At 56.1% G+C, this 13,069-nt stretch carries 12 protein-coding genes; 5 read left to right on the forward strand and 7 right to left on the reverse strand.

From position 1 onward, the window contains the following. The 5 genes from MED193_RS14395 to MED193_RS14420 all read right to left on the reverse strand — a co-directional run bounded on the left by MED193_RS14395 (nt 1) and on the right by MED193_RS14420 (nt 6,187). Entirely contained in the window at nt 1-1,677 is a 1,677-nt protein-coding gene (locus tag MED193_RS14395) for an ABC transporter ATP-binding protein (protein WP_009810472.1), read from the reverse strand. Nucleotides 1,678-1,682: 5 nt separating this feature from the next. Next, the gene (locus MED193_RS14400) at nt 1,683-2,756 is read right to left on the reverse strand and encodes an ABC transporter permease (protein ID WP_009810473.1); all 1,074 of its coding nucleotides are present in this window, start codon (nt 2,754-2,756) and stop codon (nt 1,683-1,685) included. A gap of 73 nt (nt 2,757-2,829) precedes the next feature. Further along, entirely contained in the window at nt 2,830-4,197 is a 1,368-nt protein-coding gene (locus MED193_RS14405; RefSeq protein ID WP_009810474.1) for a CmpA/NrtA family ABC transporter substrate-binding protein, read from the reverse strand. A 218-nt stretch (nt 4,198-4,415) separates the two neighbouring features. Next, the gene (locus MED193_RS14415) at nt 4,416-5,606 is read right to left on the reverse strand and encodes a CmpA/NrtA family ABC transporter substrate-binding protein (RefSeq protein ID WP_009810475.1); all 1,191 of its coding nucleotides are present in this window, start codon (nt 5,604-5,606) and stop codon (nt 4,416-4,418) included. Beyond that, nucleotides 5,603-6,187 (reverse strand): ANTAR domain-containing response regulator, encoded by a 585-nt coding sequence (locus tag MED193_RS14420; RefSeq protein WP_009810476.1) that lies wholly within the window; start codon nt 6,185-6,187, stop codon nt 5,603-5,605. The genes MED193_RS14415 and MED193_RS14420 overlap by 4 nt, the downstream gene beginning before the upstream one ends. Nucleotides 6,188-6,426: 239 nt before the next feature. On the opposite strand from MED193_RS14420, the gene MED193_RS14425 reads away from it, so the two are divergent. After that, the gene (locus tag MED193_RS14425; RefSeq protein WP_009810477.1) at nt 6,427-7,845 is read left to right on the forward strand and encodes a WD40 repeat domain-containing protein; all 1,419 of its coding nucleotides are present in this window, start codon (nt 6,427-6,429) and stop codon (nt 7,843-7,845) included. Between the two features lie 113 nt (nt 7,846-7,958). Here MED193_RS14425 and MED193_RS14430 read toward each other — a convergent pair whose 3' ends face one another. Next, a complete protein-coding gene (locus MED193_RS14430) occupies nt 7,959-9,053 on the reverse strand; it encodes a tyrosine-type recombinase/integrase (protein WP_009810478.1) in 1,095 nt (364 codons plus the stop codon). Nucleotides 9,054-9,306: 253 nt separating this feature from the next. On the opposite strand from MED193_RS14430, the gene MED193_RS14435 reads away from it, so the two are divergent. The 4 genes from MED193_RS14435 (at nt 9,307) to MED193_RS14450 (ending at nt 11,769) form a co-directional block, all read left to right on the forward strand. Then, a complete protein-coding gene (locus MED193_RS14435) occupies nt 9,307-9,843 on the forward strand; it encodes a helix-turn-helix domain-containing protein (RefSeq protein ID WP_254655455.1) in 537 nt (178 codons plus the stop codon). Nucleotides 9,844-9,847: 4 nt separating this feature from the next. After that, on the forward strand, nt 9,848-10,144 hold the full coding sequence (locus MED193_RS14440) for a hypothetical protein (RefSeq protein ID WP_039966215.1): 297 nt from the start codon (nt 9,848-9,850) through the stop codon (nt 10,142-10,144). 4 nt (nt 10,145-10,148) lie between these two features. Beyond that, on the forward strand, nt 10,149-11,048 hold the full coding sequence (locus tag MED193_RS14445; RefSeq protein ID WP_009810481.1) for an HNH endonuclease: 900 nt from the start codon (nt 10,149-10,151) through the stop codon (nt 11,046-11,048). Nucleotides 11,049-11,247: 199 nt separating this feature from the next. Beyond that, on the forward strand, nt 11,248-11,769 hold the full coding sequence (locus MED193_RS14450; RefSeq protein ID WP_009810482.1) for a winged helix DNA-binding protein: 522 nt from the start codon (nt 11,248-11,250) through the stop codon (nt 11,767-11,769). On the opposite strand, the gene MED193_RS14455 is transcribed toward MED193_RS14450, so the two are convergent. After that, nucleotides 11,766-13,067 carry a TRAP transporter large permease gene (locus MED193_RS14455; protein ID WP_009810483.1) on the reverse strand — a complete coding sequence of 434 codons (1,302 nt, stop codon included), beginning with the start codon at nt 13,065-13,067 and terminating at the stop codon, nt 11,766-11,768. The two genes, MED193_RS14450 and MED193_RS14455, sit on opposite strands and share 4 nt — an antisense overlap. Nucleotides 13,068-13,069: the final 2 nt, after the last annotated feature.

A 13,069-nucleotide genomic window follows, 5' to 3' on the forward strand; every position in this document is an offset into this window, starting at 1 on the left:
TTACTCCGCTGCGATATTGGTGGGTTTAGGTTTTGGTTTGGCGCCATGCTCGTATTCCTCAAGGAAATCGAGAACCTCGGCGCGGTACCGGTAGTAGTCTGGGTGCTCGAGCAGCGCCTTGCGGGTGCGGGGGCGGGGCAGTTTCACATCGGTGATCTTGCCGATGGTGGCCTGGGGGCCATTGGTCATCATCACCACGCGGTCAGCCAGCAAGATGGCTTCATCCACATCATGGGTGACGCAGATCGCGGTCACCTTGGTGCGTGACCAGACTTCCATGAGCACCTCTTGCAGCTCCCAGCGGGTGAGGCTGTCGAGCATGCCAAAGGGTTCATCCAGCAAGAGCAGTTTGGGCGAGAGCGCAAAGGCCCGCGCGATGCCAACTCGCTGGCGCATGCCGTTGGACAGGCCCGCAGCCTGTTTGTCCATACTGTCGGCCAGCCCTACCCGTTCGAGGTAGTATTCCACCACATCCTGACGCTCTGCCTGACTGGCATTGGGATAGACCCTATCGACGCCAATAGAGACGTTTTCTTTGGCGGTGAGCCAGGGAAACAGGTTGGGGGACTGGAAAACTACGGCACGTTCGGGATTGGCGCCCTCAATATGTTTGCCATCCAGCCGGATGCCGCCTTTGGAAATCGGATTCAGCCCCGCCGCCATGGTGAGAACCGTGGATTTCCCACAGCCCGAGTGACCAATCAGACTGATGAATTCCCCCTTTTTCACCTTTAGGTCAAAATCCTCCACCACGGTGAGCGGCCCCTTGGGGGTTGGATAGACCTTGTGCAGCTGGGAGAACACCAGATAGCGATCTTCAAGCGCGCCTTTTTGCGCCTCAGCCACCGCCGAAGGCACGCCGTGGATCGGGGTCGCATCGGGTAGGGTGCGGGTCTCTTCGATCTTGGAAGCGATGCCCACATCCATCAGGTATTTAGTGACCTGAGCGCGCAGGGCTTTGAACATCTCGTCGTCATTCATCGCTCCGCGATCGCGCGGGCGCGGGATATTGACCTTGACCGGCTCGGCCAGGGTGCCATCCGGGTTCAGCGGGATGATGCGGTCGGCCAGTAGGATGGCTTCGTCGACGTCATTGGTGATCAGGATACAGGTCTTTTTCTCCTGCTCCCAGATCTCCAGGATCTCATCCGCCAGATTGGCGCGGGTCAGCGCGTCCAGTGCAGAGAGCGGTTCATCCAGCAGCAGCATTTCCGGGTTCATCGCCAGCGCCCGCGCCACGGAAACCCGTTGACGCATACCGCCAGACAGCTCTGCCGGACGCCGGGAGGTCGCATGGGACAGGCCCACCATGGCGACATAGTGGTCGATCTTGGCCTGGCGTTTTTCGGCCGAGAGTTTTGGGAAGACCGCATCCACGGCGAGGCCGATATTGCCGCTGACAGTCAGCCAAGGCATCAGTGAGTAGCTTTGGAATACCAGGCCGCGTTCGGGGCCAGGGGCGGTGATTGTCTCGCCCTTGAAGGTCACACTGCCGCTATCGGGCATCTCCAGACCTGCAACCAGATTCATCAGGGTGGATTTGCCGGTGCCCGAGAAGCCGAGTATGGCGACAAATTCGCCCTCACTGACCTCGAGGTTGATGTCCTTCAGTACTTCGACCCGGTTGGTGCCCTGGCCAAAACCCTTGGAGACGTTTTCAAACTTGAGAATACTCATGGGTCTCACCGGTTTTCTGTAAAGGTGAACATCGACTGCAGGGCGAACATGATGCGGTCGAGCAGGAAGCCGATGATGCCAATGGTAAAGACGGCGACCATGATCTTGGCCAGCGACTGCGACGAGCCATTCTGGAATTCATCCCAGACAAATTTGCCGAGCCCTGGGTTCTGCGCCAGCATTTCAGCTGCGATCAGCACCATCCAGCCAACCCCGAGTGACAGGCGTAGACCGGTGAAGATCAGCGGCAGGGCCGAGGGCAGCACCAGCTTGGTGATCTTGGAATAGGTGCTCATCTTCAGAACTTTGGAGACGCTGATCAGATCCTTGTCTATTGAGGCAACCCCCAGCGCGGTGTTGATCAAGGTGGGCCAGAGTGAACAGAGCGTCACTGTGATGGCTGAGACCAGGAAGGATTTGGAGAACAGGCCGTCATTGGTGGCATAAACCGCCGAGACAACCATGGTCACGATGGGCAGCCAGGCCAGGGGGCTGACGGGTTTGAAGATCTGGATGATCGGGTTGATGGCGGCATTTGCGGTGGGCGACAGGCCCGCCATTATGCCCAGCGGAATGGCAATCACCGACCCAATCAGAAAGCCAAAGAAGACGGTTTTGATTGAGGTCCAGATCTGCTGATAATAGGTGGGTTTGCCTGTATAGGTACGGTGGCGAACCTTGTCTGATTTTCCCGCCGCAATCAGCTTGGCATTGCGCGCTTCTTGGCGTTCATAAAAGGCTTCGGCCTTTTCACCTTCGCGCAGCGCGTCGGCATGCAGATTACCAACCTGTTCCCAGACCTGCATCGGGCCTGGAATGGCACCAAGCGAGGTCTGAACCCGGGGAGCCAGCGTAGCCCAGGCAGCAACAAAGAGGCAGATCGCCAAAACGGGCACCCCGAGAAGTCGCCAGATCTCAGCCACCTGTGCACGTGGATTGTCTCCAGCTGCCGCCTTCAAAATGGGGGTGAGCCAGGCAAGGCCCAGCACCTGGAACCAGGCGTCTGCCTTGTTGATGCGCGTGAACAGGCGGGCGCGACGGGCTTCGGCGGCGAGTGTATCTGGGTCAATGGCGGTCATAACGGGGCCTATGATCTGGAGGAATGTGCAAGGAGCGCGCCCGCCGCAGCTTCTGGAGCGGCGGGCATAGGGCTTAGTTCAGGATTTTCGAGCCCGAGACGGTCTGGCTGCCTTTGAGGCCGATAGGCAGGCTCTCAAGATAGGCGTTGGGCGCCCGCCCGTCATAGGGGATCCCATCTATGATATCTGCTGCAGGGGTCGGAGCCTTAAAGCCGTCGCTGTCCCAGGGGAAATCGGCCTCGTTTGCTAGGTCTTCATCCACCAGCATGCGGGCAGCCTGCAGATAGATGTCGGGGCGGTAGACCGATTTGGCGGTGTCAAAGAACCACTGATCTGACTTTGCTTCGGCGATCTGACCCCAACGGCGCATCTGGCTGAGATACCAAATAGCGTCCGAGTAGAAGGGGTAGGTAGCATTGTAGCGGAAGAAGACGTTGAAATCGGGAACTTCGCGGACATCACCTTTTTCATATTCAAAGGTGCCGGTCATCGAGTTGGCAATAACAGCTTCATCGGCACCGACATATTCCGAGCGCGACAGCATCTCCACCGCCTCTGCGCGGTTCGCGTTGTTATCGGCGTCAAGCCACATGGCTGCGCGGATCAGAGCCTTGGTCAGAGCAATGGTGGTATTGGGGTTTTCTTCGGCAAATTCCGCCGAGATGCCAAAGACCTTTTCTGGGTTGTTCTTCCACAACTCATAATCAGTGACCACGGGCACGCCGATACCTTTGAATACGGCCTGCTGGTTCCAGGGCTCGCCAACGCAATAGCCAAAGATGGTACCTGCCTCCATTGTCGATGGCATCTGTGGCGGAGGCGTCACGCTGAGGAAAACATCAGCGCCAATCTGTCCGGTGACGTCTTCGGGGGAGTAATAGCCGGGCTCCAGTCCGCCCGCTGCCAGCCAGTAACGCAGCTCGTAGTTATGAGTGGAGACGGGGAACACCATGCCCATTTTGAAGGGTACACCTTGGTCCTTATAATCCTCCACAACAGGCGCAAGGGCGCTGGCACTGATCGGATGCTGTGGGCGACCGTCCTCCATCAGCGGGATATGCGGCTTCATCTGCTCCCAGATTTCATTGGAAACGGTGATGCCATTGCCATTCAGATCCATAGAGAAGGGCGTAATAATATGCGCCTCCGTGCCATAGCCAATGGTGGCGGCCAGGGGTTGTCCTGCCAGCATATGGGCGCCGTCCAGCTGGCCGTCGATCACACCATCCAGCAGCACTTTCCAGTTCGCCTGCGCTTCAAGCGTTACAAACAGGCCTTCGTCTTCAAAGTAGCCGTTTTCATAGGCCACGGCCAAAGGTGCCATATCGGTGAGCTTGATGAACCCAAAGGTGAGCTCGTCTTTTTCCAGGTCCAGTATCTCAGCCATAGCGGGGTTGGCGAGAAGGGCGCTGGAGGCGAGAAGCCATTTTACAGTTTTCATTTGTTCGCTTCCTCTAAAACACAAAAAAGCCGCACGATTGTTGCATGCGGGAGGAGGTGCATGCACAATCGAGCGGCTTTGCTCATAAATTCAGTAGCTAACAGCGTTGTCAGCCTAGTGGGCATCGTTGCCCTGTTTTCATCATGCCGCTCTAGAGCTGAGGTCTCTAGCAAAAACGCTAACTGGGTCACGAACTTTTGCTGCAATGCAGCGCTCGCCTAGTTTTTGGGCATATCTGACGCGGAAAAGTCGAATACCGCGCCATTAAAAAATTCATCTGGCCCCAGAATCATCTGCCCCATAGTGGAGGAGGTGAGGGTCGGTGCCTTCATGGCTCCCTCTACTTTCTCTGAGGTCTTTGGGAGGTCTACGCCGATCGGGGCCAGCGCAGCACGGTAAAGGTCGCTGCGGAAACACGCGCGGGCGATCTGGCGCGCCTGATCGTTCTCCAGTGCGTGCCAGTCAGACAGGACATCAGCAATCCAGCTCGCCTGGCTGAGCCAAGGGAAGTTCGCGGCGCTTTGGTAAAAGCGTAGGAACCGGTCGGTTTGCCTAGGCGGCTGCCCCAGTTTGGTGGTGATTTGGTGGGTCAAAGCTGGATCAATTGCGTGATCAGGCAGGTCCAGATGTTGGCTGCGGGCCAGAATACTCGTCGCCAACGGCGTGTTCTGTGGCTGGTCCAGCCAGTGAGTGGCTTTTGACAGCGCGCGGATCATCGCCTGACAGGTCTGGTTATTCTCCGCAGCCCAATCGTGGCGCACGCCCAAAACTTTTTCCGGGGCACAGGCCCAGATGCTGGAGCCAGGGAGGATCAGTGACGCCCCGCTGTGTTGCACGGCCACGGTGCCCCAGGGTTCGCCGACGCAGAACATGTCAAGCGCGCCCTCCCGCATGGCGTCGGCCATTTGGGGTGGTGGAACCGTGACGATTTCGATCCGTTCCTGTGCATAACCTGGCGCCTGTGACAGCCAGGTTTCCAGCAACATTCGATGCATGGAGAAGGGGAAGGGAACACCGATACGCAATGGCCGGGAGCTGGCCTCGAACAGGGCCCTTGAGGTCGCCTGAGGGGCGTCAAAGCTGTTGGTCCAGCCTGTCTGCTGCATTTGGCGTTCCAGATCCGCAGAGATGCCAATCACGGTGCCATTTACCGACAGAACCATCAGCGCATCAACACGCGTGGCCACCCCGCCCAATCCCAGAGACATGGCAATGGGCATAGGTGACAGCATATGTGCAAAATCAATTTGCCCAAAGGCCAACCTGTCGCGCAGGGCCGACCAGGAGGGCTGTTTCATCAGCTGCAGATCCAGCCCTTCCTCGGCGGCAAAACGCAGTTCTTGCGCGATAATCAGCGGCGCGCAATCGACCAATGGCAGATATCCGCAGTGTATTGGTGTCATCTTCATTGCAGCAGTTCTGACGCTGTGACCAGGGCAGTGGCGACGTCGATGACCTTTCGCCCCTGATCCATCGCAGTTTTTCGGAGCAGGCTATAGGCTTCGTCTTCCGAAATGTTACGGGCGCTGATCAACAGCCCCTTGGCCCGGTCAATGGTCTTGCGATCCGCCAGCGCCTGTTTGGCGGCCTCCAGTTCAGATTGCATTTTGGTAATGACGTTGAAGCGTGCAATGGCGGTTTCCAGCACAGGTTTGATCCGGTCCTTTTGCAGACCATTCACAACATAGGCGCTCAGGCCTGCAGAAATCGCGGTCTGAGTCATGGCCTCGTCTGTTTGGTCCACAAACATGGCAACAGGGCGTTTGCGGGCGTTAGAAACAAAACACAGGTGTTCCAGCGTATCCCTGTCGGGATTGGCGAGATCGATCAGGATGATATCCGGATCGTGTTGTTGCAAAATGCGTTCCAATGCGGAGGCTGAAGCAATGACGGTAGCATTTTGCCAACCACCGTCCTTCAACGCTTCCAAGATCTCATGCGCCTTGGTCTGGTCCGCTTCGACCACCAGTATGTTCAGATCGTTTTGCACAGAGACTGGGTAGCGCCAAAATCAGGAGAGGTTCTATGCAGTTGCAGTATGAATTGGCTGGAGCTTGCAGAATTTGCTCAATTTTTAGGCTCAATTCCGCAAATCGCCAATTCATTGATCACCTGCTTGCCGTGTCATATTTGCACTAACCTCTGGATGTCAGTGATGACTTCTTTCGCCTTCGGGGCGAGTTGTCTACTCTTGAATAGATTTTGAAGGATGTAAGGATTTGAAGCTCTATGTTTCGAAAGTTTCTTGAGGTGCTTCTTGGAGAGAGAAACACCGTTGATGTGAGCGGATGGAATGAGCAGGGACGTGCCGTCGCCAGGTTCAACTCTGAAGAAATCGGCGCATTTCACGAGGGGCGGAAAGAAGCGCCTAACCTGAAAGAAGACAGCCGCACACCGGAGATGGCCGAGGCTGTTTTGTCTGAGGTCATTGCACTGAATGCACAGGGGCGGGGAAGCGAAGCCCGCGCCCTGTTCGATCCTGCTCATGCGCCCTTTATCGGGCAAATGGAAAAGAGCGACCGGGGTCTGCTGTTTTGCGCGATCCTTGGGCCGGATGAGTTTCTTGTGCGTCAGGGAACTTATTATCAAGACAATACCACTTGGCATATTCGCGGCGGCGAGATCTCAAAGGTCGCGCCGCTGGCAGCCTTTGCCTGGTCGCGTAATCGTCAGCATTTTCTTGCGGTCATGCCAGATGGCCGGGTGACGCTTGGCTCTGGATACTCAACCTTGCCACAGCCGCCTGTCGCAACAGTCACAAGGGCGACCTTTGTGCCCCTGGACCTGCCCGAGGAACTTCAGGACGCCTTTGAAATGCCGGGCGATCGTTTGGCTTTGACCCATGTCGCTGTTTCGGATGACGGTCAAAGGATTCTGTTGTGTGACGCTGAACGCGGTGTCGTGCTTTTGTACCATAACGGCAGGGATTGGGCGGAGCAGCTTATCTTCCCTTCGGTGCTGCTTGGCCTTGTTGAGGACATGCGTGAGACGCTGCAAGAGGACGAAGAATACCGTTCACAGCAAGACATGCTGCATGCAGCGCTGAGTCCAGACGGCAAATTCATAGCCGTGGGCCATCAGTTTGGCGGTCATTATCTGATTGATATCGAAGATCCCAGTGCGCCAAAAGAACATGCAACCTTGGGATACTTGAGCGAATATCCCCATGATGCCTGCTTTAGCAGTGACAGCAGGCACGTCGCGTTCAACTCATGTCATTTCTACAATGGCACCACCTTTTGTAGCGAGATCGACAGAGTCAAAGGACTGCAAACGCCTCCCTGGGAACAGCATAGTTCACAAGTCACCCTCAATTCTTATCTGCGGGTCTATGCCTCTGGCTTTTTGCCAGAATCTTTGGCTCTATCAGCAACAGGCGGAGCGTTTTTGTTGGCCGGGTCCGGTTTTACAAACTGCGTGGCGGTGGATGGGCAGGTGCAATGGGAGCTAGAGCACGGATCAAGCGCTGGTGGTCTTGACGTCTGCCCGCAAACAGGACGTATTCTGCTCGCCAGTTATTCAGGGTTTTTGCACTTGTTGGACCCCAGCAGGCAGCAGGACCCGCCACTCTCTTCTGGCTATAAAGCTCCGATGGAAATACGTCGTTGGATCTTTTGGGATCAGCTGAAGCATCCGATCAGCTGGTAGGTTCATGCGTCTCAAGCACAGCTGCCAGCCCCACGGCCTTCAGAAACGCAAATGGCGACCCCGGCAGGATTCGAACCTGCAACCTGCCCCTTAGGAGGGATGCGTTCATAGCGCTATTCCTTTTTTGATTTCTTGCTGTTGGGTGTTTGTACAGCGTCATCCTGTACGTGGTTTGTACGAAAACGGGCCCTAATGTCGGCCTCATCGGTCTCTGCGTGGGCATAGATGCGCATGGGCAAATTCGGGTCTGACCAGCGGCCCGCCTTGGCAGCTGTGACCGGATCAACGCCTTGCCGGACGACTAACTCAGTGAAGAACCCATGCCGACCGGCGGGATGCGCTGACAGGTATGGAATGCCCGCGCGCTTGCAGATCGTCTTCCAGCGCGTGTTGTAGCCGGTTGAGCTGCCATAGCCAAAAACACGCGCCTTCATCAGTTTGCCGGTCTTGCGGTTCTTGGGGCGCTTAGGCGGCAAGGCCAGCAACTCGTCCATCATCTGAGGCGATACGGTGATCCAGCTCTCTGGGTGGCCCTTCTGCGCCTTCACTCGGACTTTGTTCTCGTGCGGCCGTAGGTCATCAGGCTCTAATGATACGGCCTGATCAATCCGCGCGGCCGTCTCGAACATGAAGCGGACCAGAGCGGCGTTATATGGATCAGCGGCACCGCAAAATGCCTCGATCCATTCCTTGTCAGCTGGCGTACGCTCCACGCGGCTAAGCTTCCCGCGTCGCTTGTCCTGCGCGATCCGCTCGAACTTGTCGTACGGCTTCACGCGGATCAGCGGCGTCCCCTCCAGTTCGTGCGCATTGTTGATGACCGCACTCGCGGGCGTCACGATTTCACGCCACCAGGTATCGGTCGACGCCTTGGGTTTCAGCTTTGGTCCAAGGCTCTTCAATAGCGCGCCAGAAATCGCACCTAACGACAGGTCGCCGATTGCTTCGACAATGGGGATCAACTGCTTTGCTGCCTTAGGCGACGCGTTGTAGAGCATGATTGCATCAGAGAACGTCTTGCTCGGTTCATCGCCCACGACATGGCGACGGATCTGACGTTCGGTCTCATGGTTTATCCAGTCCCTTGCGCCCTCTTCTGTAGATGCCTTAGTGCTTCGCCGGTATGGGCCGGCGATTGGCCTGCCGTTGTACTCAATCCACCCCTTGGCCCAGTAGACACGGCCCCTCTTGTAAATTTGGAGCGGCATGACTGGCCTCCTTCAAAAATCGTATCGATCTGCGCGGGCGTGATCAGCATGGTCCGCCCAAGGCGGTAAAACGCGCCCGTCTCATTTGCCCGCTCACGCAACGTGCGCTCTGAAATATCGATCCCCATCCCGGCCATAACTTCGACCCACTGCGCGGGAGTCTTTCCGTGCCCCAGGATCTGAGAGCTGTCTGAATAGTTGGTCTCTGCCATTTCAGTCGTCCTTGTCCGCTTAAGTTGAATCGGCGACACGCATGGAATCGCTTGTTCTGCACCTTCTGACGTGGTCAGATGTGATTAACTGTAAATGTTCGTCATTTTTTGCAAAGTTCGCGAATTTCGGCGAAGTAGTCAATTGGAAAATTCAGATGCCGCAGAAACATGCTGATCTTTTTGCTGCAATGGGTGCTCGTCTCACCATTGCTCGCAATGAAATCGGCTTTTCACAAGCGGCCATGGCCGAGGCTATCGGTGTCTCACCGCGCGCGTATCACAGCTACGAAAAGGGCCAGCGAGGAATGCCTGTAGAAGCCTTGGTCGCGATGGGTGAGCGGTTCGAGGTGGACGTGCCCTGGCTGCTACTCGGCACCAAATCCATTCGGGCTGGACATGATTTCGAGGCCCTCAAGCACATCGAAAGCTCGCTGGATAAGCACCTCACCGATGAGGGCATAAAAATCAAAAGCGAAAAGCGCGGGGCCATTGTCGCGCGCTGGTATCAATCGCATGTCGAAGGTCGTGAAGTGACGGATGATGACGTGCACACATGGATCGAGTTGGTAAGGGAGTAGTCTGGTGAACAAGGCAAGCAAACGCTGGAACATGTTGCGGCATTCGGTCTTGGAGCGCACTCGCCGTGAGGTGATCGAACCCTTTGGGCCGCTTTACCTGATCTTCCTGGGAACCAGCGTGTTCTACCTGATTGGCTTGGGTCGACTATCACTGGCACAACAGACCGCCGAATACTCGGTTTTGGCCACCATCATGATTTTCGCAATCGCTGCAGCGGGCTTGGCACTTCCATTTTTGACAGGTGCGGTGCTGACCCTACGCGCGGCCGATCGAAAATTGGAACGCCTACAACGCAGGTGATCCGATGGCTTTCGGCATCTTCATCCATCGCAGCGACTCGATCTACGACGACATTCCCTCTGAGCGGTATCAGTTTCCCAAGCAATACCTCTCTCGCGCCCAACAGTGCGAAGGGGATTGGATCGTCTACCTGGAGCCAAGCAAAGTCAAAGAGACCAAAGGTTACTTCGCTGTCGCCAAGGTCCAGGAGATCATTCCGGATCCTAGGAAGCAGGACATGTTCTTGGCGGTGATCGAGCTAGGAACGTATCTTGATTTCGGCGACCCTGTTTCATTCCGGGACGAGAATTCAATCATCGAAAGAGGATTGCTGAACGATCAAGGCAAGATATCCGGACGCGCGCAAGCCGCAGTAAGAACCCTTTCAGCTGAAGACTTTGCCCGAATAGTCGAACGTGGCCTTGGACGAGATGAGGACATCCTGCCTCGCGTGGGCGTCACGATGCAGATGCCAGGGTTTCAAGATGCTCAAACACCTTTCCAACACATGCCCGCTCGAGAACGCGTCAACCAGCTGACCAATCGCGCGGTTCGCGATCGTAATTTCAGAAAGAACGTCCTGCGCGCCTACGGCGAGCGCTGCGCCATCACTGGTTTACGTCTGATCAATGGCGGTGGCCGCGCTGAAGTAGAAGCCGCTCATATCAGACCTGTAGAGCATGACGGCCCTGATATCGTCAGCAACGGGCTCGCCCTGTCCGGAACTGCACATTGGATGTTTGATCGCGGTCTCGTTGGATTGGCTGACGACCTGACTATTCTGGTTTCCCGCCAAAGCAACGACATCGAAGCAGTGGCATCGATGATCAACTCGTCCGGCAAGATCTTGGTGCCGGACCGCCTCGCCAACCGGCCAAGGGCGGAATTTGTGAATTGGCACAGAGAGAACTGTTTCAAGCATTAACGATACTCAGTGCGGACATTGGTGCAAAACGCAGCTAACGGCCGGAAGGAGCCCAATTTGACCGATGCTGCAGTGTGCTCGAACGTCCACTTTTCACTCTGAACGTTTCTGTGATCCGATCATTTCTTAAAAGATAAATTGAATTCCCCAAGTGCAAAACATACGTTAAACACGGGTAAAACGTTGAGGAAGTGTAAGTATGAGCGAGCATGACATCCCAAAGCGACGGATCGTTTCTTCCCGCCATTTGGCGGACGGGGCGAACTGGGAATCCTCCGAGATCGAATATGGCATGATTATCGCCTACAATGCTTTTTCACGATGGATGACACGTTGCATGTCAGCGGCGGGTAATACCGATCTGACACCGTTGGAAATCCTTGTCTTGCACAACACCAATCACCGCGGTCGCGATAAACGGCTGACTGACATTTGTTTTCTGCTGAACATCGAGGACACGCATACCGTGAATTATGCTTTGCGTAAGCTGATGAAGATGGAGCTCCTCGTGTCGGAAAAGCGCGGGAAGGAAGTCTTCTACAGTGCCTCACCCACGGGGGAGGAATTGTGCGAAGCCTACCGTGAGGTGCGGGAACGCTGTTTCTTGGATGGGCTTTCGCGGTTGGATATGACGGGCGAGGAAATGCGCGAGATCGCAGCGAGCATGCGCGCCCTGTCCGGCCAATATGATCAAGCCAGCAGGGCGGCAGCGTCGCTTTAACTTGCCATGTAGGTCGGCAGGAACGTCACGATCTGCGGGAACAGACAGATCAGGAGAACGCCCAACAAGAGCAACAGAAAGAACGGGAACGCCGCTTTGGCGATCCTGAGGATGTCGATACCTGTCAGCCCTTGAATGACGAACAAGTTGAAACCAACGGGGGGCGTGATCTGGCTCATCTCGACGACGATCACAAGATAGATGCCGAACCAGATCGGGTCGATCCCGACGGCGCTCACCATCGGCATGATGATCGACGTTGTCAGCACGATGACCGAAATCCCATCCAGAAAACATCCAAGGATGATGAAGAAGATCGTCAAAGCCACAAGCAAGGCAGTGATCGACAGGTTCATGTCAGATATCCATGACGCAAGGTTCCGTGGCAGACCTGTGAACCCCATTGCAACGGATAAGAACGCCGCGCCAAGCAGGATCAGGGCAATCATGCAAGATGTGCGGGTTGCCGACATGACCGCTTCGCCAAACAGCTTCCAACTAAACGCGCCAGAGGTCCACGCAAGGATCGTGGCCAACACAACCCCCAGTGCCGCCGCATCCGTCGGAGAGGCAAGGCCGCCATAGATTGACCCAATGACCCCCCCGATCAAAAGTGCGACAGGGATCAACCTGCGCGATGCGCGGAACTTTTCACGAAAGCTAAACGTCTCATCTATTGCGGGGATCAGATCGGGGTTCATCCAAGCACGCACCGCAACATAGCTTGCGAACAGCGTCATGAGCATGATGCCGGGAATAATCGCGGCGATAAACAAGCGGGCGATAGATTGCTCGGTCGCGACGCCGTAGACGATCAGGATGATCGAGGGCGGAATAAGAAGGCCAAGCGTGGCTGATCCGGCAAGCGTGCCCAAGATCAGGCTTTCGGGGTAGCCACGTTTGGTCAGCTCTGGCACCGACATCCGGCCAATGGTAGCCGCTGTCGCCGCGGATGAACCTGACACCGCCGCGAAGATCGCACAGCCAAAGACATTCACGTGCAGCAAGCGGCCCGGTGCACGGCTAAGCCATGGTACGAGGCCGGTGAACATATCATCGCTCATGCGGGAGCGGAGCAGAATCTCACCCATTAGGATAAAAAGCGGCAAGGCTGTCAGCGCCCAAGAATGCGAATGCCCCCAAAACGTAGAGGCCAAGACCAATCCCGATGGCGCGTTCGAGAAAAACACGAGGCCCGCAAGACCGACAAGAGAGAGCGAAATGGCAACCCATACCCCGCTGGCAAGCAAGGCCATTAGAAGCCCAAGAAGGACGAGGCCAATCATCGGATCCGACATGA

This window comes from Roseobacter sp. MED193, assembly GCF_000152965.1.
Taxonomy (GTDB): Bacteria; Pseudomonadota; Alphaproteobacteria; order Rhodobacterales; family Rhodobacteraceae; genus Pseudophaeobacter.

Excerpts from the sequence above, each read along its gene's own strand:
- MED193_RS14430 (WP_009810478.1), bottom strand. The coding sequence starts at position 9,053 with ATGCCGCTCCAAATTTACAAGAGGGGCCGTGTCTACTGGGCCAAGGGG.
- MED193_RS14450 (WP_009810482.1), top strand. The coding sequence starts at position 11,248 with ATGAGCGAGCATGACATCCCAAAGCGACGGATCGTTTCTTCCCGCCAT.
- MED193_RS14445 (WP_009810481.1), top strand. The coding sequence starts at position 10,149 with ATGGCTTTCGGCATCTTCATCCATCGCAGCGACTCGATCTACGACGAC.
- MED193_RS14405 (WP_009810474.1), bottom strand. The coding sequence starts at position 4,197 with ATGAAAACTGTAAAATGGCTTCTCGCCTCCAGCGCCCTTCTCGCCAAC.
- MED193_RS14400 (WP_009810473.1), bottom strand. The coding sequence starts at position 2,756 with ATGACCGCCATTGACCCAGATACACTCGCCGCCGAAGCCCGTCGCGCC.
- MED193_RS14455 (WP_009810483.1), bottom strand. The coding sequence starts at position 13,067 with ATGTCGGATCCGATGATTGGCCTCGTCCTTCTTGGGCTTCTAATGGCC.
- MED193_RS14435 (WP_254655455.1), top strand. The coding sequence starts at position 9,307 with ATGGAATCGCTTGTTCTGCACCTTCTGACGTGGTCAGATGTGATTAAC.
- MED193_RS14415 (WP_009810475.1), bottom strand. The coding sequence starts at position 5,606 with ATGAAGATGACACCAATACACTGCGGATATCTGCCATTGGTCGATTGC.
- MED193_RS14425 (WP_009810477.1), top strand. The coding sequence starts at position 6,427 with ATGTTTCGAAAGTTTCTTGAGGTGCTTCTTGGAGAGAGAAACACCGTT.
- MED193_RS14395 (WP_009810472.1), bottom strand. The coding sequence starts at position 1,677 with ATGAGTATTCTCAAGTTTGAAAACGTCTCCAAGGGTTTTGGCCAGGGC.